Source organism: Kitasatospora sp. NPDC007106 (assembly GCF_040634455.1).
Lineage (GTDB): Bacteria > Actinomycetota > Actinomycetes > Streptomycetales > Streptomycetaceae > Kitasatospora > Kitasatospora arboriphila.
This window is the reverse complement of sequence record NZ_JBEYFP010000062.1, coordinates 1-20,466: the sequence shown is the minus strand read 5'-3', so window position 1 is coordinate 20,466 and position 20,466 is coordinate 1. Positions and strand designations below refer to the sequence as shown.

At 74.0% G+C, this 20,466-nt stretch carries 19 protein-coding genes and 1 pseudogene; 5 read left to right on the top strand and 15 right to left on the bottom strand.

Features of this window, described 5'->3' with window-relative positions:
- On the top strand, positions 1-369 hold a 369-nt coding region (locus ABZ641_RS09360), incomplete at its 5' end, for a DUF2278 family protein (RefSeq protein WP_359980379.1).
- A 73-nt stretch (positions 370-442) separates the two neighbouring features.
- A complete protein-coding gene (locus ABZ641_RS09355; RefSeq protein WP_344626413.1) occupies positions 443-772 on the top strand; it encodes a MazG-like family protein in 330 nt (109 codons plus the stop codon).
- 26 nt (positions 773-798) lie between these two features.
- On the opposite strand, the gene ABZ641_RS09350 is transcribed toward ABZ641_RS09355, so the two are convergent.
- From ABZ641_RS09350 to ABZ641_RS09315, 8 genes are all read right to left on the bottom strand, one after another.
- Entirely contained in the window at positions 799-1,344 is a 546-nt protein-coding gene (locus tag ABZ641_RS09350) for a DUF1707 and FHA domain-containing protein (RefSeq protein ID WP_344626414.1), read from the bottom strand.
- Positions 1,345-1,403: 59 nt separating this feature from the next.
- A complete protein-coding gene (locus ABZ641_RS09345; protein WP_344626420.1) occupies positions 1,404-2,684 on the bottom strand; it encodes a geranylgeranyl reductase family protein in 1,281 nt (426 codons plus the stop codon).
- Positions 2,685-2,757: 73 nt separating this feature from the next.
- Positions 2,758-3,450 carry a demethylmenaquinone methyltransferase gene (locus ABZ641_RS09340; protein ID WP_030268961.1) on the bottom strand — a complete coding sequence of 231 codons (693 nt, stop codon included), beginning with the start codon at positions 3,448-3,450 and terminating at the stop codon, positions 2,758-2,760.
- A gap of 139 nt (positions 3,451-3,589) precedes the next feature.
- Positions 3,590-4,168, bottom strand: a complete 579-nt coding sequence (locus ABZ641_RS09335) for a hypothetical protein (protein ID WP_359980376.1) — start codon at positions 4,166-4,168, stop codon at positions 3,590-3,592.
- Between the two features lie 178 nt (positions 4,169-4,346).
- Complete coding sequence (locus tag ABZ641_RS09330) at positions 4,347-4,955, bottom strand: hypothetical protein (protein ID WP_359980374.1); 609 nt, start codon at positions 4,953-4,955, stop codon at positions 4,347-4,349.
- Positions 4,955-6,169 (bottom strand): cyclic dehypoxanthinyl futalosine synthase, encoded by a 1,215-nt coding sequence (gene mqnC, locus ABZ641_RS09325; protein WP_344626418.1) that lies wholly within the window; start codon positions 6,167-6,169, stop codon positions 4,955-4,957. Before mqnC ends, ABZ641_RS09330 begins: the two co-directional genes overlap by 1 nt.
- A gap of 134 nt (positions 6,170-6,303) precedes the next feature.
- On the bottom strand, positions 6,304-7,905 hold the full coding sequence (locus ABZ641_RS09320) for a serine/threonine-protein kinase (protein WP_359980372.1): 1,602 nt from the start codon (positions 7,903-7,905) through the stop codon (positions 6,304-6,306).
- Positions 7,906-7,977: 72 nt separating this feature from the next.
- Positions 7,978-8,862: a menaquinone biosynthesis protein gene (locus ABZ641_RS09315; protein WP_344622487.1), complete on the bottom strand. Its 885-nt coding sequence runs from the start codon at positions 8,860-8,862 to the stop codon at positions 7,978-7,980.
- 350 nt (positions 8,863-9,212) lie between these two features.
- Here ABZ641_RS09315 and ABZ641_RS09310 point away from each other — a divergent pair, with 350 nt between their 5' ends.
- A complete protein-coding gene (locus ABZ641_RS09310; RefSeq protein WP_030268950.1) occupies positions 9,213-9,416 on the top strand; it encodes a cold-shock protein in 204 nt (67 codons plus the stop codon).
- A gap of 417 nt (positions 9,417-9,833) precedes the next feature.
- Positions 9,834-10,970, top strand: a complete 1,137-nt coding sequence (locus ABZ641_RS09305) for an Ig-like domain-containing protein (protein WP_359980370.1) — start codon at positions 9,834-9,836, stop codon at positions 10,968-10,970.
- A gap of 92 nt (positions 10,971-11,062) precedes the next feature.
- On the opposite strand, the gene ABZ641_RS09300 is transcribed toward ABZ641_RS09305, so the two are convergent.
- The gene (locus tag ABZ641_RS09300) at positions 11,063-13,117 is read right to left on the bottom strand and encodes a glycosyl hydrolase family 28-related protein (RefSeq protein WP_359980368.1); all 2,055 of its coding nucleotides are present in this window, start codon (positions 13,115-13,117) and stop codon (positions 11,063-11,065) included.
- 250 nt (positions 13,118-13,367) lie between these two features.
- Positions 13,368-14,675 carry a dicarboxylate/amino acid:cation symporter gene (locus ABZ641_RS09295; protein ID WP_359980365.1) on the bottom strand — a complete coding sequence of 436 codons (1,308 nt, stop codon included), beginning with the start codon at positions 14,673-14,675 and terminating at the stop codon, positions 13,368-13,370.
- Positions 14,676-15,020: 345 nt separating this feature from the next.
- On the opposite strand from ABZ641_RS09295, the gene ABZ641_RS09290 reads away from it, so the two are divergent.
- Positions 15,021-16,229 (top strand): MFS transporter, encoded by a 1,209-nt coding sequence (locus tag ABZ641_RS09290; protein WP_344622491.1) that lies wholly within the window; start codon positions 15,021-15,023, stop codon positions 16,227-16,229.
- Positions 16,230-16,278: 49 nt separating this feature from the next.
- Here ABZ641_RS09290 and ABZ641_RS09285 read toward each other — a convergent pair whose 3' ends face one another.
- The 5 genes and pseudogenes from ABZ641_RS09285 to ABZ641_RS09265 all read right to left on the bottom strand — a co-directional run.
- The gene (locus ABZ641_RS09285) at positions 16,279-17,277 is read right to left on the bottom strand and encodes a LacI family DNA-binding transcriptional regulator (protein WP_359980362.1); all 999 of its coding nucleotides are present in this window, start codon (positions 17,275-17,277) and stop codon (positions 16,279-16,281) included.
- Between the two features lie 2 nt (positions 17,278-17,279).
- Positions 17,280-17,609 (bottom strand): DUF4229 domain-containing protein, encoded by a 330-nt coding sequence (locus ABZ641_RS09280; protein ID WP_344622493.1) that lies wholly within the window; start codon positions 17,607-17,609, stop codon positions 17,280-17,282.
- A gap of 117 nt (positions 17,610-17,726) precedes the next feature.
- The gene (locus ABZ641_RS09275; protein ID WP_359980359.1) at positions 17,727-18,266 is read right to left on the bottom strand and encodes a GNAT family N-acetyltransferase; all 540 of its coding nucleotides are present in this window, start codon (positions 18,264-18,266) and stop codon (positions 17,727-17,729) included.
- A gap of 59 nt (positions 18,267-18,325) precedes the next feature.
- On the bottom strand, positions 18,326-19,636 hold the full coding sequence (locus ABZ641_RS09270) for an MFS transporter (protein WP_359980356.1): 1,311 nt from the start codon (positions 19,634-19,636) through the stop codon (positions 18,326-18,328).
- 100 nt (positions 19,637-19,736) lie between these two features.
- Positions 19,737-20,466, bottom strand: a pseudogene (locus ABZ641_RS09265) (MFS transporter); the annotation flags it as partial.

Below are 20,466 nucleotides of genomic sequence, written 5' to 3'. Positions count from 1 at the left end.
CCCGCCCCCGGGGCCGCCGCCTTCGGCCCCGACCTCCTCGACCGGCTCGCCGGACCGCTGCCCGGGCGGACCTTCCCCTGGGTGCCCAGCGACGGCGACAACGCGCTCGACGTGCTGCAGCCGTACCTCCGCGCGGCGAACCGGATCTACGTCTTCGGGCAGCGCTTCGACGGCGGCGCGGGCGGGCCCGGCGTGCACGACGTCCACCTGAACCAGGGCGACCCGTACGGCAGTCAGTGGTGGCCCGACAACGGCACCTGGCAGGACGGCGCCGTGGTCTGCGAACACCCCTCCGGCACGGTCGCGGTCTGGCAGATCAAGTTCGACACCCAGGTCCTCACCACCGACGACGCCGGGCACCCCCGCTGAGGCCCTGCCCGGGGCGGCCGGGCTCCCGTACGGTGGAGGACCGTCCGTCCACCGCCGCACAGGAGCCGCCCGCATGGAGACCAGCAGCTGGGACAGCATCGACCGCCTGGTGGGGTGGCTGGACGGGGCGAGCACGCTGCCCGCCGGGGAGGAGAGGCTGCTGCGGCTGCTCAAGCTCACCGAGGAGGTCGGCGAGGTGGGGCAGGCGGTGATCGGCGCGACCGGGCAGAACCCGCGCAAGGGCGTCACGCACGGCTGGGAGGACGTCCAGGCCGAACTGTGCGACGTGGTGGTCAGCGCCCTGGTCGCCCTGCGCACCCTCACCCCGGACGCCCGCACCGTCTTCGAGGACCGCCTCGCCCGCATCGAGGCCCGCTCCCTGGCGGTTCACCAGGAGGGCTGACGCAGCACGCCGGGGGCGCGGGGGGGTTACCCGCCGGTGAGGCGGAAGGCGGTGCGGCCGAAGCCGACCTGGTCGCCCGGGGAGACCCGGACCGGGCCGGTCACCCGGCGGCCGTTGACGAAGGTGCCGTTGGCCGATCCGAGGTCGTGCAGCACCCAGCCGCCGTCCTGGTAGCGGAGTTCGGCGTGGGTGCGGGACACGGTCGAGTCCGACAGCCGCAGGCCGCTGCCGTGGTTGCGGCCGATCAGCAGCGGCTGCGGTCCGGGTTGCGGCAGGCCGAGTTCGGGCAGCTGCTGGTTGCGCCAGGTGCGCCGCAGCCGGACGTGGAAGGCGGAGACGCCGCCGACCGCGCGCAGCACGATGCGGGAGACCGGCCCGCCGGTGGGCAGGCCGGCCAGTGCCTGGTCGATCTCGGCGCGGGTGCGGGCGACCAGCACCAGCTCCATCCGCCGCATGAAGGTGTCGTGGGACAGCCGACCGTTGCCGACCCCGTCGCGCAGCGCTCCGAGCGCCCGCTCGCGGTCGGCCTCGGACGGCCGGGCCACCTCTGCCCCGAACTCTGCTGACGCCATGGAAGGGATTGTCCGACCAGCAGAAGTTCCCTGTCCAGCGGCGCTGCGCGGTCGGGCCGTCAGGCGCGGGGCGCGACCTTGGTGAGGCCGTTGATGATGCGGTCCATGGCGTCGCCGCCCTGCGGGTCCGTCAGGTTGGCGAGCAGCTTCAGCAGGAACTTCATCAGGACGGGGTGGGTGAGGCCGCGTTCGGCCGCGGTCTGCATGATCTTCGGGTGGCCGAGCAGCTTCACGAAGACCCGGCCCATCGAGTAGTAGCCGCCGTAGACCTCCTTGAGGATCTGCGGGTAGCGCTGCAGGGCGCGCTCGCGGCCGGCGTCGGTGACCCGGGCCGTCGCCTGCACGATGACGCCCGCGGCGATCTGGCCGGACTCCATGGCGTAGGCGATGCCCTCGCCGTTGAACGGGTTGACCATGCCGGCGGCGTCGCCGACCAGCAGCAGTCCGCGGGTGTAGTGCGGCTGCCGGTTGAAGGCCATCGGCAGGGCGGCGCCGCGGATCGGGTCGGTCATGTTCTCGGGGGTGTAGCCCCACTCCTCGGGCATGCTCGCGCACCAGCTCTTCAGCACCTCGCGCCAGTTGAGGTCGCCGAAGGCGGGCGAGGAGTCGAGGATGCCGAGGCCGACGTTGCTGGTGCCGTCGCCCATGCCGAAGATCCAGCCGTAGCCGGGCAGCAGCTTGCGCTGGCCGTGCCGGGTGTCCCAGAGCTCCAGCCAGGACTCCAGGTAGTCGTCGTCGTGCCGGGGCGAGGTGAAGTACGTCCGGTAGGCGACGCCCATCGGGCGGTCCTCGCGGCGGTGCAGGCCCATCGCGACCGACAGCCGGGTGGAGTTGCCGTCCGCGGCGACGACCAGCGGGGCGCGGAAGACGACCGGGCGCTTCTCGTCGCCGAGCTTGGCGGTGACGCCGGTGATCCGGCCGGTGCGCTCGTCCAGCACCGGGCCGGTGACGTTGCAGCTCTCGTACAGCCGGGCGCCGGCCTTGGAGGCCTGACGGGCCAGCAGCTCGTCGAAGTCGGCGCGCTTGCGGACGAGGCCGTAGTCCGGGAAGGCGGAGAGCTCCGGCCAGTCGAGCTCCAGCCGGACGCCGCCGCCGATGATCCGCAGGCCCTTGTTGTGCAGCCAGCCGTTCCCGGTGGAGACGTCGATGCCCATGTCGACGAGTTGCTTGGTGGCGCGCGGGGTCAGGCCGTCGCCGCAGACCTTCTCCCGCGGGAACTCGGTCTTCTCCAGCAGCAGGACGTCCAGTCCGGCCTGCGCCAGGTAGTACGCGGTGGTGGAGCCGGCCGGGCCCGCGCCGACCACGATGACGTCGGCGGTGGCCTCGACGGTGCCGCTCAGGTCGATGGCGGTGTCGGACACGGGGCACACTCCTGCACTGGGACGGCTGACTGCAAGTGAGTGTAGCCAGGGCTTATGCGCGGAAACCCCGGTGCAGGGCCACGATGCCGCCGGTGAGGTTGCGCCAGGCGACCTTCGACCAGCCGGCCTGCTGCAGCTTGGCGGCCAGCTCGGGCTGGTCGGGCCAGGAGCGGATGGACTCGGCGAGGTAGACGTAGGCGTCCGGGTTGCTGCTGACGGCGGAGGCGACCGGCGGCAGGGCGCGCATCAGGTACTCGGTGTAGACCGTGCGGAACGGCGTCCAGGTCGGCGTGGAGAACTCGCAGATGACGATCTTTCCGCCGGGCTTGGTGACCCGGTGCATCTCGCGCAGCGCCGCGTCGGTGTCCTGCACGTTGCGCAGCGCGAAGGAGATGGTGACGGCGTCGAAGGTGGCGTCGGCGAAGGGCAGCTTGGTCGCGTCGCCCGCGGTCATCGCCAGCTCCGGGTGGCGCTGCTTGCCCTCGGCGAGCATGCCGGTGGAGAAGTCGCAGGGCACCACCTTGGCGCCGGCCTCGGCGAACGGCAGCGAGGAGGTGCCGGTGCCGGCCCCCAGGTCGAGGACCAGCTGGCCGGGCTCGGCCGCGACCGCGTCGGCGACCGCCCGCCGCCAGGCCCGGGCCTGGCCGAGCGAGAGCACGTCGTTCGTGCGGTCGTACTTGGCCGCGACGTCGTCGAACATGGCGGCGACTTCGTGGGGCTGCTTGTCCAGGGAGGCTCGGGTCACGCCCCCATTGTTCACCCTGGTGGCACCTGCCCGGGCAACGGGTGCACGTCGGAGTGCCGTGCCCCCGGCGGCGGCCGGGTGCTTCGCGGCGGAACGGACCGGCACGAGGGCCCGCCGGGTGCCGTCGGCACCCCCGGGGTCACCCCTGGGGCCGGCCCCGGCGGCCGCCCTTGCGGCGGCGGCGGGACCGCTTGCCGTGGGTGAGGGCGGGCATGCCCTCGGCGGCCAGCACCACGGTGGTGCGGACCCGGGCGCCGCCCTCCCGGGCCGGGCGGGTGCGGCGGTGGCGCAGGATGCGGACCAGGCACAGGCCGAGGAGGAGCAGGGCGACCGGCACGCTGGTGCGGGCCAGGGTGATGCCGACCGGCTGCGGGTAGCGGTTGCCGCAGACCCGGACGGCGGCCGGGTCGTCCGCGGCGTGCTCCAGGCAGACCGGGTCGCCGACCACGGCGCCCTCCGGCAGCCACAGGTCGGCGGCGCTGAGGCGGCGGCCCTCGGCGGTGTAGACGACCTCGCTGTAGCTGCCGCTGCCGCCGGGCAGCTGGGTGACGGTGCCCTGGACGCGGACGGGGTTGGCGGTGATCCGGTCGGCCTGGTCGGCCTGCCGCCAGCCGAGCAGGCACATGCCGAGGGCGAGCACGGCGCTCAGCACGGCCCCGAGGTACCAGCCGCGGCCCAGCCGGGGGGCTGGCTGGTGGGGGGCGGTGGCGGGTCGCATCGGTCCTGTCCTGGCGGCCGGGGCCGGTGGGGGCCCGGTGGTGAGGGGTGCCCCCGGGACGGTGCCTGAGGGGCTGTCCGGGATCGTAGCCGCTGGCGGTGCCTCAGGTCACGGCAGGATGTGTGCGGTTTGTGCGACCTTTGCCGGGGCGTGGCACCGCGGGAGGAGCGGCGGCGCGTCAGCGGCCGCGGTAGAGCAGCCGTCCGCCGAGCACGGTGGCCAGGCAGCAGCCGGCGCCGGAGCGTTCCAGTTCGGCGGCCGAGCCGGCGGCGAAGACGGCGAAGTCGGCCGGGCCGCCCGCCCGCAGCGGGCGGTGGACGGCCTCGGCGAGGCTGCGGCCGGCGAGCGGGTCGAGCCCGCCGTCGGCGCCGTCGCCGGGGACGGCGGCCAGCCCGGAGCGGGCCACCGCGGTGCGCACGGCGGGGTGGGCGAAGGGCCCGGCGACGGCGGTGGTGCCGTGGCCGAGCATCCGCTGCAGGCCGCGCCGGGCGGAGCCGCCGCGCCGTTCGTCGGACACGTCGAGGACGAGCGGCTCCGCACCGAGCTCCTCGCGCGGGTCCGGGTGGTAGCGCCGCTCCAGCTGGCAGGCCCCGTAGGGGTTGAGCAGGCCGGGCACGAGCAGGCCCGGCCACTCGCGCTGCCGGGCGTCGGCGTCCGGCCGGTCGGCGTAGGGGCCGACCCAGGCGACCAGGGCGCCGTCGACCAGCACCGCGCCGTCGGCGGTCGCCGGGGCCGCGGGGGCGGCCGGGTCGGCGATCAGCAGGGCGGCGCGGTGCAGGGTCAGCATCAGTTGGCCGAGAGGATCTTCAGCTCGGGGTGGGCGGTGCCGCCCTCGATCGCGGTGGAGGCGATGTGCGAGGCGACCCGGGGGTCGACCGGGTCGTTCGCCGGGTCGTCGAGCACGCGCAGGTGCTGGTAGGTGGTGGAGCGCTGCGCGGGGGTGCGGCCGGCCGCCCGGATGAGGTGGATCAGCTCGGTGAGGTTGGAGCGGTGCTTGGCGCCGGCCGCGGAGACGACGTTCTCCTCCAGCATCACGGAGCCGAGGTCGTCGGCGCCGTAGTGCAGCGAGAGCTGGCCGGCCTCCTTGCCGGTGGTGAGCCAGGAGCCCTGGATGTGGGCGACGTTGTCGAGGAAGAGCCGGGCGACGGCGATCATCCGCAGGTACTCGAAGACGGTGGCCTGGGTGCGGCCCTTCAAGTGGTTGTTCTGCGGCTGGTAGGTGTACGGGATGAAGGCGCGGAAGCCTCCGGTGCGGTCCTGCACGTCGCGGATCATCCGCAGGTGCTCGATGCGCTCGGCGTTGGTCTCGCCGGTGCCCATCAGCATGGTGGAGGTGGACTCCACGCCGAGGCCGTGCGCGGCCTCCATGATCTCCAGCCAGCGCTCGCCGGACTCCTTGAGCGGGGCGATCGCCTTGCGGGGGCGCTCCGGCAGCAGTTCGGCGCCGGCGCCGGCGAAGGAGTCCAGGCCCGCCCGGTGGATCCGGGTGATGGCCTCCTCGATCGTCACTCCGGAGATCCGGGCCATGTGCTCGACCTCGGAGGCGCCCAGCGAGTGGATGACCAGCTCGGGGAACTCGCCCTTGATCGCCGAGAAGGCCCGCTCGTAGTACTCCACGCCGTAGTCCGGGTGGTGGCCGCCCTGGAACATGATCTGGGTGCCGCCCAGCTCGACCGTCTCCGCGCAGCGGCGCAGGATCTCGTCGAGGTCGCGCGACCAGCCCTTGTCGCTCTTCGGCGGGACGTAGAACGCGCAGAACTTGCAGGCCGTCACGCAGACGTTGGTGTAGTTGATGTTCCGTTCGATGATGTACGTCGCGATGTGCTCGACGCCGGCGTAGCGGCGGCGGCGCACGGCGTCCGCGGCGGCACCGAGGGCGTGCAGCGGCGCGGAGCGGTAGAGCTCCAGCGCCTCCTCGGGGGTGATCCGGCCGCCCGCGGCCGCACGGTCCAGGACGGCCTGCAGGTCGGCGGCGGGGGAGTCGAGGGTCTGCTCGGACACCTTGCGGGCCTACTTTCTTTCCAACGGCGGGCTGTCCGACGGCGGCACCGGCGGGCGGCGGGGCGTCTCCGAGGCAGGAGGGCGCCCGGACGGCAGGACCGAACCAGCCTACGCCAGCCCTTTTCTGCGGCCCGTCACCCCTGCTTGGCCAGGTCGCCGGAAGGGTCCATGCCGAGCGGCGCGCCGCTCACCTGCAGGTGCAGCGAACCGCCGCCCGCCGGGGTGTAGGTCTGCTTCTCGGGTTCGCCGGTGCACCGGGGGTCGTTGCCCACCGGGCGCTCCTGCAGCTCGATCCGGTCGGCGGAGGCCGTGAGCAGGGTGAGTTCGCCGCGGCAGACGGTGTCGCTGAAGGCGGACGCGTTGCTGGTGCGGCCGACCACCTCGCCGACCTTGCCCCGGCCGAGCTCGACCCGGAAGGTGCTGGGCAGGCCGCCGACGCGGGTGGTGATGGTGCCCTGCCAGGTCCCGAGGTAGCCGGCCGGGAGGGTGCCGGAGCCGGTGGCCCAGGCGGCCGGGGAGGACGGCGCCCCGGCCGGGGAGGACGGCTGCCCGCCGGAGGCACCGCTCGCGCCGCCGGTGCCGGCGGGTCTGCTGGTGGCGGCGTCCTGGCTGCCGCGGTCCGGCTCCCCGGAGCCGGGCAGCGCCGCCCACAGGCCGCCGCCCGCGGCGAGCACCGCCAGCACGGCGAGCGGCACCGCCCAGCGGCGGCGCGGGCGGGCGGCGGCGGGCCGGTCGAGGGTGGTCGGGGTGCGGTCGTAGGGCGGGCCGGACGGGCCCGACGGCGGGCCGGGCGGGGGCACGGGGGCGGGGGCCGCGGCGGGGGCGGCCGGCTCGTCCGGGTCGTGCGCCTCCAGGTCGAGCAGTTCGACGGCGCTGCGGGCGACGGCGGCGGAGACGGCGGGCGGCAGCCAGTCCCCGGCGGCGGGGGACGCGGCGGGTGCCAGCAGGGCGCGCAGCGCGGCCGGGGTGGGCCGGTCGGCGGCGTCCTTGTGGAGGCAGGCCCGGACGGCCTCGCGCAGCGGGCCGGTGATCCCGCTGAGGTCGGGCTCCTCGTGCAGGACGCGGTAGAGCAGGACGGCCGCGCTGACGCCCTCGCCGAAGGGGGCGGTGCCGGTGGCGGCGAAGGCGAGCACGGCACCGAGCGAGAAGACGTCCCCGGCGGGGCCGGCCGCCTCGCCGGCGGCCTGTTCGGGCGAGAGGTAGCCGGGCGAGCCGACCACGTACCCGGAGCGGGTGAGGGCGGTGGCGGCGTCCAGGGCGCGGGCGATGCCGAAGTCGATCAGGCGCGGGCCGTCCAGGGCGAGCAGCACGTTGGACGGCTTGACGTCGCGGTGCACCAGGCCGAGGGCGTGCACCTGCTCCAGGGCCTCGGCGAGGGCGGCGCCGAGGGTGTGCACGGCCGGGACGGGCAGCGGGCCGTGCCGGCGGACGGCGGCGTCCAGCGAGGGCCCGGCGACGTAGCCGCTGGCCACCCAGGGGTGGTCGCCCTCGGTGTCGGCGTCCAGCACCGGGGCCGTCCAGCGGCCGCCGACCAGCCGGGCGGCCGCGACCTCCTGGCGGAACCTGGCCCGGAACTCGGGGTCGTCGGCGAGTTCGCCGCGCACCACCTTGACCGCGACCGTCCGGCCGCCGGCCGTGCGGCCCAGGTAGACCCGTCCCATGCCGCCCGCGCCGAGCCGGCGCAGCAGCCGGTACGAGCCGACCCGTGCCGGGTCCGAAGCACCCAGTGGTTCCATCCGCCCCCGCCTCCCGTCGGGCCCGGCGGGCCCCGCCGGACAGTACCAACCGGGGCCCCCGCACGCCCGGTGTTACCCGGCGGCGGGCACGGACTCCAGCAGGCGCACCGTCACGTCCGCGGCGAAGCCGCTGTCGTGGGCCACCCGGCGGGCGAACTCGGCGATGCCGGCGAGCTGTCGGCCGCCGAGCGAGTAGTCCAGGGCCTCGGTGAAGTACCGCTCCAGCAGCGGCGCTTCGAAGGACTCCCAGCGGGCGGCCTGTTCGGCGACCTTGCCGGCCTCGGTGAGGGAGAGGTCGCGGGACTCCAGGAAGGCGCGGTGCACGGCGGCGACGGTGCCGGGCTGCTGCTCGGCGTAGTCGCGGCGGGCGGCCCAGACGGCGAAGACGAAGGGCAGGCCCGTCCACTCCTTCCACATGGCGCCGAGGTCGTGGACGGCGAGACCCTGGCTGGGGGCCTGTTCCAGGGAGGCGCGCAGGGCGGGGTCGCCGATGAGGACGGCGGCGTCGGCGCGGGCGAGCATCGCGTCGAGGTCGGGCGGGCTGGAGAAGTACTCGGGCCGGACGCCCTCGCGCTCCTCCAGCAGCAGGCGGGCGAGCCGGACGGAGGTGCGGCTGGTGGAGCCGAGGGCGACCGGGCGGCCGTCGAGGTCGGCGAGCGGGACCTTGCTGACGATCACGCAGGACATCACCGGGCCGTCGCTGCCCACGGCGATGTCGGGCAGCACGACCAGGTCCTCGGCGTGCCGCAGGTATTCGACGCAGGTGATCGGGCCGATGTCGAGGTCGCCGGCGACCAGGCGGTCGCTGAGCTTCTCGGGGGTGTCCCTGGTGAGGTCGAGATCGAGGAGGTTGCCGGTCCGCGCGAGCCCCCAGTAGAGGGGCAAACAGTTGAGGAACTGAATATGTCCGACCCGGGGCCTTACCGCCGCCGAGCTGCCCGCTTCGCTACCGGTCACCGTCGCTCCCTCTGATGTTCGTACTCTCCCCGCAGCGTATGCCTGCCGCGTTCAGGTCCCGACACCAGGCGGGCGACACACCGGCGCGCCCTTCGGTCACCCCTGGTCGGGGCCGCGCCCGCGTGCTAACGTCTCTTCCAGTTGCAGTTTGATTCCCCTTGCAGTACTTGAAGCCTGCGGAGCATGTAACCGCAGGCTTTTCGTAGTTTTTCAGCAGTTTCAGCGCAATTGAGCATTGATTGAGCACTGTGCGAAAAACTCCGGACCATACCGGAGGCAGGGCGATCAGCGCAGCGGACCCGGAGGTCACACGGTGTGGCCTCCAATACGTCCCTCGCAAGGAGAACGGCATGGCTCAGGGAACCGTCAAGTGGTTCAACGCTGAGAAGGGCTTCGGCTTCATCGCCCAGGAGGGCGGCGGCCCCGACGTCTTCGTCCACTACTCCGCCATCAACTCGACCGGCTTCCGGTCGCTCGAGGAGAACCAGGCGGTCACCTTCGACGTCACCCAGGGCCCGAAGGGCCCGCAGGCGGAGAACGTCACCGCAGTCTGACGATCCTCTGATGATCTGATCGCTCCGGACCTCCGGGTCCGCCGGTGGCCACCCGGGCCGCCACACGAGCACGAAGAGCAGTACCAAGGGGGCCCGCCACGTCGTGGCGGGCCCCCTGCCTGTTCCGGCCCCGCTCCGCCCCGGCCCCGGCCGCGCGGTCCCGGGCGCCGGGACCCGCACGGACGGGCGCACCCGCCCGTGCGGGGAGCACTGCTCCGTCAGCCACCGGGCATCGCTCGATCGGGTGATCCTCGCCACGCTGCCGGGGCTGTTGTCGATTCGTGACCGGACGGTCTCCGTGGTGCGAAACTGCCGGGGCCCTTCGCGCGTCTATCGAAGGGAACACGGCGAAGGGGTATGGCAGTGAAGCGGGCGGCAGGCAGGGTCGTGGCGGCAGCGGTGCTCGGTGGGGCTCTGGTGCTCACCACCGCGTGCAGCAGCGGCGGCGGGGGTTCGTCCTCGGGCGCCGACAAGCAGGAGCAGAAGAAGTCCCAGGCCCAGCTGACCATCGAGCCGGCCAACGGCGCCACCAAGGTGAAGCCGTCCGGCGCGCTCAAGGTCGCGGTGGCGAACGGCAAGCTCACCACGGTCAAGGTGACGGGCAAGGACGGCAAGGAGGTCCCGGGCACGATCACCCCCGACGGCCTCGGCTGGACGCCCGCGCAGAACCTCGCCGTCTCCACCGAGTACAAGGTGACCGCCCAGGCCGCGGACGCCGCCGGCGTGGCCGCCACCTCGGAGAGCAGCTTCACCACCCTGACGCCCGCCAAGGGCGCCGGCCCGTACGACAACATCTCGGACAAGCAGACGTACGGCGTCGGCATGATCGTCTCGCTGAGCTTCAAGAAGGCCGTCGAGAACAAGGCGGCCGTCGAGAAGGCCGTCACCTTCGAGGCGTCCGACGGCACCGTGGTCAAGCCGCACTGGTTCGGCAACAACCGGGTGGACTTCCGCCCGGAGAAGTTCTGGAAGCCGCAGACCAAGGTCACCGTGCACTACCGGCTGAAGAGCGTCGAGACCTCCCCGGACGTGTACGGCGAGGTCGACAGCGACCAGAGCTTCACCATCGGCCGATCCCGGGTCAGCGTCGCCGACGCCTCCACCCACGAGATGGTGGTCAAGGAGGACGGCAAGCCGGACGCCACCATCCCGATCAGCGCGGGTGCCAGCTCGCCCGCCTCGCAGAACACCTTCAACGGCACGATGGTGGTCATGGCCAAGGAGGGGACGACCGTCATGGACTCCTCCACCGTGGTCAACCACGAGGGCCCGGCCTACAAGGTCGAGATGCCGCACGCCCTGCGGCTCACCCCCACCGGCACCTACGTGCACGGCAAGTACGCCCCGGGCGTCTTCGGCCGCACCAACACCAGCCACGGCTGCATCGGCCTGGAGGACACCTCCGCCAAGGACGGCTCGCCGGGCTCGTCCGCCGGCCAGTTCTACGACGCCGCGATCGTCGGCGACCCGGTCACCGTGCAGAACTCGGTCGGCCAGCAGGTCCGGCCGGACAACGGCCTGAGCGGCTGGAACATCAGCTGGGACAAGTGGTGACGCGCTGACCCGAACGCCGTCGGGGCGTCCGTCCGGAGGGGGGATCCGGACGGGCGCCCCGATGTCGTCTCAGGGGTGGTTCCCGCGCTTCGTCACCAGGCGGACGGCGCCGGCGGTGCGACCACCGGCGGGCGGTCGTCGCAGGTGATGGTGTTGGGCAGCTCCCAGGGGACGAGCCAGGCGCCGGTGGTGCCGCCGCCGTCGTTGCCGCCGAGGTCGGTCACCGAGAACTCGGAGCCGGCCGGGGTGAAGTGGAAGCTGCCGCAGTTGTTCACGCCGACCGCGCCGACGTTGCGGGCGTCCACGTTCTCGAAGTCGGCGGAGCCGGCCGCCCGGGCGCTGAGCACCGAGGTGCCGGTGCCGTCGACCCGGATGTCCTTGAAGTGCAGGCCGGTGACCTCGTAGAGGTCCTTGACCGGCCAGTCGGCCACCACCATCACCGCGTTGTAGGTGCTGTCGAGGAAGTGGTCGCCGGTCACCCGGACGTCCGCGGCGATGTCCTTCTCCAGCGCGTAGAACCAGATCGCGCCGAGGCCGATCTTCCAGTTCAGCTCGTAGGTGCCGGAGCGGACGGTGGTGTTGTCGGTGATCCACAGGTGCCCGGCGAACGGCTCGGCGCCGAACCGGGAGCCGACGTGGATCGCGCTGCCCTCGCGGACCGGGTCGGCGACCAGGTTCCCGGAGACGGTGTTGTCGGTGCCGCCGTAGATCGCGATGCCGTTGGCCAGCACCGGCGACTGCACGGTGTTGTGGTCGAAGGTGTTGCGGGCGTCCGCGGTCTTCTCGGACCACATGGCGAGTCCGTCGTCGCCGGTGTTGCGGACGAGGTTGTGGGAGACCACCGAGTCGGTGACGCCGGTGTGGAAGTTCAGGCCGTCGGCGATCTGGTCGGTGATCACGTTGCGGGTCACCTTGAGGTTCTTCATCGGCCCGTCGAACCAGAGGCCCACCTTGGTGTGGTGGATGTAGAGGCCCTCGATCACCGAGTCGCTCATCGCACCGCCGATGCCGTTCACCTGGTCGGTGTCGATCCGCTCGCGGACGTCGCCCTCGATCGCGAAGCCGGACAGGTGGACGTTGCGGCTGCCGCCCGCGGCGGCGTCCTTGCCGTAGAAGCCGACGCCGGTATGCACCGAGCTGTCCGGGGCCGGGGTGGCCAGGTCGACCTGGTGCCCCTTGACGATCGTGTACCAGCTGCCGGCGCCCTCGATCGTCACGTCGTCGACCACGATGTGCCGGTTGACCTGGTAGGTGCCCGGCGGCAGGTAGACCGGCAGGTGGACCCGGCGGGCGAAGGCGATCGCCCGGTCGATGGCGTCCGCGGAGTCGCGGCGGCCCGTCGGGTCGGCGCCGAAGGCGAGCACGTTGGCGGCGGCGAGGTTCACGTGCGGGGCGGCGACGAGCTCGGAGTCGAGCAGGTCGATCACCGTCCAGGCGGCCTTGCTGCCCTGCGGCACCGTCAGCCGCACGGTGTCGCCGGCCTTGTAGGTGCGGCCGAGCAGCAGGCGCTGCTCGTCGTAGAAGTGGGTGGGCCGGAAGGGCTTGGCGATCTCCGGGGCCGGGGTGGTGGCGCTCGGCACGCAGGAGCACTCGGTGATCCACCAGTCCGGGTGCAGCAGCCCGGCCTGCGGGTCGTTGCTGAACGGGTACTGGTTGTAGAGCCAGGAGTACTGCGAGGTCAGCGTCATGGTGCTGTGCTTGCGGCCGTTCACCGCGACGTCCAGCGGTGCGGTGGTGCCGCCGCCGCCCGGGGCGTCCGGGATGCTGTAGCGCACGGTGATCGCGTTGGCCGCGGCGGGCAGGGTGAACTCGACGTACTGGCCGGGCGTCAGCTTCACCGCGGACCGGCCGGAGGCCTCCGAGGGCAGGGTGTAGGCGGTGCGGTCCGGGCCGATCACCGTGCCGGTGCTCCGCGCGTTCTCGGCCTCCTGCTCGGCCGCGCCCAGGTCGGCGCCGCGGCCCGCGACCAGCGCGGGTGCCAGGCCCGCCCGCGTCACGACGGCCCCGGCGGCGGGCTTCCCGGTGTCGGCGGCGGCCGGCCCGGCGTATCCGACGGTGGCCGCGGTCACCGCCGCCAGCACGGCCGCGGCACGTCGCGGCGGCCCGCCGGCCCGGCGCGTCGCAGCTCCTCTGATGCTCCGTGACATCGCTTGCTCGTTTCTCTCGGGGTGGTGGCGGCCGTAGTCGCCCGCGGCGGAGCGTAGGGCTGCGGCACTCCACCCCACAAGAGGAGTGCAAGTAATTTTCGATGATCTGTTGATTTGATGCAGATGAGGAGATCAATTCTTGCGACCTCCCGTCGGCCACCCGAGGACGCCGAGAGGACGCCCCGAGCACGCCGAGGCCCCTCCCCCGGTGCGGGGAAGGGGCCTGGGCGGAGGCGGGCGGCGTTCGGCGTCAGGCCGCGGCGGCCACCGGCTCGGCGGACCGGGCGGGCTCCGGCCCGGTCAGCAGGTCACCGGTGGGGTTGTCGTACGCCGCACGGTCCAGCGTCTTCTCGCGGGCCGCGACCAGGATCGGCACGACCGCCTGGCCGGCCACGTTGGTGGCGGTGCGGATCATGTCGAGGATCGGGTCGATCGCCAGCAGCAGTCCGACGCCCTCCAGCGGCAGGCCGACCGTCGACAGGGTGAGGGTCAGCATGACGATCGCGCCGGTCAGGCCGGCCGTCGCGGCGGAGCCGATCACCGAGACGAAGGCGATCAGCAGGTAGTCGCCGATGCCGAGGTGGATGCCGTACACCTGGGCCACGAAGATCGCGGCCAGCGAGGGGTAGATCGCGGCGCAGCCGTCCATCTTGGTCGTGGCCCCGAACGGAACGGCGAACGACGCGTACTCGCTCGGGACGCCGAGGCGCTCGGTGACCCGGCGGGTGACCGGCAGGGTGCCGACCGAGGAGCGGGAGACGAAGGCCAGCTGGATGGCCGGCCAGGCACCGCGGAAGAAGTGCACCGGGTTGAGGCCGCCGGCGAAGCGCAGCAGCAGCGGGTACACGGCGAACAGCACGATCGCGCAGCCGATGTAGACGTCGGCGGTGAGCGTGGCGAACGGGGCGAGCAGGTCCCAGCCGTACTTGGCGACGGACTTGCCGATCAGGCCGAGGGTGCCGAGCGGCGCCAGTCTGATGACCCACCAGAGCGCGGTCTGGGTGAGGTCGAGGACGGACTCGGCGATCCGGCGGACGGGCTCGGCCTTCTCGCCGATCTTCAGCACGGCGGCGCCGGTGACGACGCCGAGGAAGACGATCTGGAGGACGTTCACCTCGACGAACGAGGTGGCGATGTTCGTCGGGACGATGCCGGTGAGGAAGTCCACCCAGCTGCCGGCCTCCTCCGGGGCCTTGAGGCCCTCGGTGGAGAGACCGGCGCCGCGGCCGGGGTCGGTGAGCAGGCCGAGGCCGAGGCCGACCGCGACCGCGATCAGCGAGGTGGCGAGGAACCAGAGGAGGGTGCGGACGGCGAGCCGGGCGGCGTTGGCGACGTTCCGCAGGTTGGCGACGCTGACCACGATGGCGGTGAAGACCAGCGGCGGGACGGCCAGCTTCAGCAGCTGGACGAAGGTCTTGCCGACGGTGTCGAGGGTGGTGGTGAGCCAGGCGACGTCGCCGGCGCGGGCGATCCAGCCGAGCAGCAGGCCGAGGGCGAGGCCTCCGGCGATCTGCGCCCAGAAGGGCGTGCGGCGGACTGCGGACAGGGGTCCGGGCATGGGGATGCGACTCCGGGGGTCGGGTGGCAGACGGGGGAGGTCGGACACGGCGGCACGCACGGGGTCCGTCCGGGCGGGGGCCGCGGAGGAACCGTCAGGAGAGGCGTGCCGCCCCGGTACAGCCGCAGGCGCGGCGGGCGCGCGGGCAGGCGCAGCGGCGGACGGGCGGGGTGCCCGGTCCGTCCTGGAGTGCGCCTGCGGTGGTCATGGCCGGAACGTTAGCAGTAAACATTTGAGATGTTCAAAGTATTGGTTTGAGCTATGGCCACGAACCAGCCAGGCCGCACGGGGGCCGGACCCGCCGCGGATTGACCGGGCGGAGTGGTTATACGTATAACTTCAGGTATGGGCTACATCGCGCTGCTCCGCGCCCCGCACGTCACCCGGCTGCTCCTCGGCACCCTGCTCGGCCGGCTCCCCGCCGGCATGACCGGCCTGGTGATCGCCCTCGCCCTGCGCGAGGCCGGCGCGCCGTACAGCCGGATCGGCCTCGCCACCGCCGCCTACGCCGTCTCCGCCGCGATCGGCGGCCCGGTGCTCGGACGGATCGTCGACCGCACCGGCCAGCCCCGGGTGCTGCTCACCACGGCCCTGGTCGCCGGCCTCGGCTACGCCCTGCTCGCCCTCGCCCCCGGCTCCGCGGTCGCCGCACCGGCCGGCGCCGCGCTCGCCGGGCTCGCCATGCCGCCGCTCGAACCCTGCCTGCGGGCCCTGTGGCCCTCCGTGGTGGAGGAGGAGCAGCTCGACACCGCGTACGCCTTCGACTCCGCCTCCCAGCAGATCCTCTACGTGGCCGGACCGCTCGCGGTGGCCGGGATCGCCGCCGGCTTCGGGCCGTCCACAGCCCTGTGGACGGCGGCCGCGCTCGGCCTGCTCGGCTCGCTGGTCGTCGCCACCGCCGCACCCGCCCGGGCCTGGCGGGCGCCCGCCCGCAGCGCCTCCGCCGGGCTCCTCGGACCGCTGCGCTCCCCCGGCCTCGTCCTGCTGCTGATCGGCCTGGCCGGCGCCGGCTGGACGGTCGGCGCCCAGAGCGTGCTGTTCATCGCCTACGCCGAGCAGCACCCCGGCGCACTGCCCGGCGGGGCCGGCCTGATGCTGGCCCTCGCGGCCCTCGGCGGCCTGCTCGGCGCGCTCGGCTACGGCGCCGTCCGCTGGCGGAGCACCACCGCCACCCGCACCTGGGTGATCGCGCTGCTGATGGCGGCCTCCTACCTGCCGCTGCTCGCGCTGCCCGGGCCGTGGGCGATGGCCGGGCTGTCGCTGCTCTCCGGGATCGGCCTGGCGCCGCTGCTGGCGGCCGCGTTCGTGCTGATCGCCGAACTGGCGCCGACCGGGACGGTCACCGAGGCCTTCGCCTGGCTGATCACGCTGTTCGCGACCGGCAACGCGGCGGGCTACGCGGTGTCCGGCGCCCTGGTCGAGGGCTCGCTGCTGCGGGTCGCGGTGTGCGCGGCGGCCGGGATCGGGGTCGGCGGGGTGCTGCTGTTCGCCTGCCGCGGATGGTTCCGGCCCGCCGCGGCCGACGCCCCGGCCCGCACGGTCCTGGCGGCCTGACGGACCCTCACACCGCCCCCCGGTGCGGGTGCACCGGGCGGGGCGGCGGTCAGGCCGGGCGGGTGGAGGCGCGGACGACCAGGGTGGTGGGGAGCGGCGGGACGGCGATGACCGGTTCTCCGGCGAGCAGGGCCGCGAGGGCGGCGACGCCGGTGCGGCCGAGTTCCTCGCCGGGCAGGTCGACGGTGGTGAGCGGCGGGACGAGCAGGCCGGCCACCGGGATGTTGTCGATGCCGACCACCGACACGTCCTCGGGGATCCGCAGGCCCAGTTCGGCGGCGGCCTGGTACAGGCCGGAGGCGACCACGTCGTCGTCGCAGATCACCGCGGCCGGCCGGTCGGGCCGTTCCAGCAGCGTACGGGCGACCGCGCGGGCGGCCTCGGCGCCCTCGTTCAGGCTGACCCCGGCCTCGACGACCTCCAGGTCCGCGGCGGCGGCCTCGAAACCGGCCTGGCGGGTGCGGAAGGTGTGCGCGGACAGGGTGGAGCGCAGATGGCCGATCCGGCGGTGGCCGCGGGCGGCGAGGTGTTCCACCGCGGCCCGCATGCCGGCCGCGACGTCGAGCTCGACGGTCGGGCGGCCCGGGCTGCGGGCCGGGTCGGCGTCGAGGAAGACCGCGGGGGTGTCGGCGGGGAGTTCACCGAGCTGGCTGTCGTCCGGCGAGCAGATCAGCAGGCCGTCGAAGCGGCCGGCGGTGGCGGCCTCGGCGAGGGTGGCGCCGTCCCAGCCGGAGGAGACGACCACGGCGAGGCCGCGCCGGTGGGCCTCCTCGTGGACACCGGAGAGCACCCGGCCGAAGAAGGGGCCGAGCAGGTTGGGCACCGCGAGCATCACCATCCCGCTGCGGCCGAGCCGCAGTTGGCGGCCGGCGGCCTGCGGCTGGTAGCCGAGGGTGCGGGCGGCCTCGCGGACGCGCTCGCGGGTGGCGTCGGAGACGCGGTGGCCGCCGGCACCGGAGAACACCAGGGAGACGGTGGCCTGCGAGACGCCGGCCAGCCGGGCCACGTCCCGCCCGGTGGGGCGGCGCGGCGGCGCGGGTTCGGCCAAGGTCAGTCCCGGACGGCGGCGCGGGCGGCGTCGTCGGCCGCGTCCTCCTCGGCGTTCTGGTCGGCGATCCGCTGCGCGGTGCGGGTGCGCACGCCGCCGACCTTGTCGACGATCTGCTCGGACATCGCGTCGCGCTGCTTGCTGAGCACGACGTAGCTGATCGGGGCGGACACCAGGAGCGCGAGCAGGATGAGGAAGACGACACCGCTGCTGCCGGCGACCGGGATCACGCCGAAGCGGCCGAGCAGCACGGCCACCAGCAGGCAGCCGAGGAAGATACTCGCCCGCAGGGAGGTGTAGCGGAGCGTGGCGTGCGACTTGCGGCTGCTCACGGGTGGCGTCCTTCGCGGCTGGGGTACGACGGGTGGCGCGGGCGGGCCGCCAGGGGCGGCCTTCGCCGGGTGCCGGTCTCCCAGTGAAGCATGCCGGACGCCAGCGCCCGCACGGGGTCAGCCGATGTCGGGGCGGAGGTCCAGCCACATGGTGACGTCGTCCCGGTCGTCGCCGGGCCCGACCCGGATCGCCCCGGGCACCCGGCCGACCTCCCGGTAGCCGGAGCGGCCGTAGAAGGCCTCCAGGCCGTGGCCGCCGCGCAGGGTGAGCCGGAGCCCGGCGAGGCCCTCGGCGCGGGCGGTGCGCTCGGCCTCGGCGAGCAGGTCGGCGCCGTAGCCGCGGCCCTGCAGCCCGGGGTGGACCATGACCCGCTGGAGCATCCGCCAGTGGTCCATGAGGTCGAAGCGCATGGAGGTGAGGAAGAGGGCGGCGGCGAGCCGGCCGGTCGTGCGCTCCCGGCCGATCAGCAGCCGGTCGGGCCCGGCCGGGCAGAGCCCGGCGAACTGCTCCTCCGCGGTGGGCCGCACCCGGTCGGCGGTGACCGGGGGGACGAAGCCGACCGCGCCTCCGGCGTTGCTGACGTCCGTCCACAGCGCCACGAGCTCGTCGCGCAGCCCGGGGGTGAGGGCGGGGTCCAGCGTGAAGGACAGTGTCATAGCCGAAGAGGCTATCCGCTCCTTACGACTGCCGCTCCTCACGACGGCCGGCCGCGCCCTCAGGCGGCCGCGGCGACCGGCGCACCGCCCGTCCGGGCACCGCCGCGCAGGGCCAGGCAGAGCACCACGGCGACGGCGCACAGCCCGCCCGCCGCGTACCAGGCGAGGTCGTAGTCGCCGAACCGGTCGCGGACGACGCCGGCCAGCCCGGCGACCACGGCGGCGCCGATCTGGTGGGCCGCGAGCACCCAGCCGAAGACGATCGGCGCGTCGGCCCCGAAGTGGCGGCGGCAGAGCGCCACGGTGGGCGGCACGGTGGCGACCCAGTCCAGTCCGTAGAAGATCACGAAGGCCAGGATCGGGGGCTGCAGCGAGTGGCCGAACAGCTGCGGCAGGAAGAGCAGCGACAGACCGCGCAGGCCGTAGTAGACGACCAGCAGCCGCCGGGAGTCGAAGCGGTCGGTGAACCAGCCGCTGGCGATGGTGCCGGCCACGTCGAAGACGCCGACCAGGGCGAGCAGGCTCGCGCCGGTGGTCACCGGCATCCCGTGGTCGTGCGCGGCCGGGATGAAGTGCGTGCCGACCAGGCCGGCGGTGGTCGCGCCGCAGATCGCGAAGGAGCCGGCCAGCAGCCAGAAGGCCCGCGACCGGGCGGCCTCCCGCAGCACCCGCAGCGAGCGGGCCAGCGCGCTGCCGTCGGTCACCGGCTCGGGCGGCTGCTCGGTGGCGCCGTACGGGAGCAGGCCGACGTCGGCCGGGCGCTCGCGCATCAGCAGCAGGACGGGCACCGCGACGACGGTCGCCGCCAGCGAGACCACGACGACCGCGGTGCGCCAGCCCTGGTGCTCGACCAGCGCGGCGAGCACCGGCATGAAGACCAGGTTGCCGGCCGCCCCGGCGGCGGTCAGCACACCGGTGACCAGGCCCTGCCGGGCCTGGAACCAGCGGCCGGTGACGGTGGTGGCGAAGGCGCCGGCCATCGACCCGCTGCCGAGGCCGACCAGCACGCCCCAGCAGAGGATCAGCTGCCAGCTCTCCGTCATCAGGACGGTGAGGCCGGCGCCGGTGGCGATGGTCAGCAGGGCGCTGACCACGATCAGGCGGATGCCGAAGCGGTCCATCAGCGCCGCGGCGAACGGCGCGGTCAGGCCGTACAGCGTGAGGTTGACCGAGACGGCGCTGCCGATGGTGGCGTGCGACCAGCCGAACTCGGCGTTCAGGGCGTCCATCATCAGGCCGGGCGCGGAGCGGAAGCCGGCCGAGCCGAGCAGGACGACCAGGGCGACGCCGGCCACCACCCAGGCGTAGTGCAGGCGGGGCGGGCGGGCGCCGGCGGGGGCGGCGGGTCTGCGGGTGCTCAGATCGGTCACCGGACGAGTGTCCCGGGCGGGGACGGCCGCCAACGAGTGGCCTGACTGCCAGCTTTCGTCAGGATCGGGCCAAACGGCCGGCCGGCCGCCCCGCCCCGGCTCAGCGGTCGGCCACCCGGCGCAGGTTCCGGATCGGCCGGACGAGCAGCAGCGCGGCGACCACCAGCAGCGCGACGGCGGCGCCGGCGGCGAGCACCGCCTTCGGGCCGAAGGCCTCGGCGGCCGGGCCGGCCAGCGCCGCACCGACCGGGGCCATGCAGACCGACCCGGCGACCTCGTAGGCGTGGATCCGGTTGAGCACCTCGGCCGGCACCTGGGTCTGCACGCTGGTCGCCCACATGACGCCCCAGAAGGTGACACCGGCACCGGTGACCAGGAAGCAGACGGCGAGCAGCGGGACGGGCAGCCCCAGCACGATGCCCAGCGGGTACAGCGGGAAGGCCAGCATCGCCAGCGCCCCGCCGCGCAGCGGGTGCCGCGGCCGGACGCGGATGCCGAGCAGCCCTCCGAGCACGGTCCCGGCCCCGAACACGGCGTTCAGCAGTCCGTACGCGGTGGAGCCGTGCGCGGGGACGAGCAGGCCGGCCGCGACCGGCAGCAGGGGGCCGTAGCAGAGCGCGCTGAAGAACAGCCAGATCACGATGACGCCCCACATCCAGGTGCGGGCGCGGAACTCGTGCCAGCCCTCCACCAGATTGCGCCAGAGGCTGTCGCCGGGCGGTGGCGCGGGCACCGGGCCGAGCCGCAGGGCGAGCAGGCAGCAGGCGCTCAGCGCGTAGGCGCAGGCCGCGACCACCATCACCCAGCCGGTGGCGGCGGCCCCCGCCAGC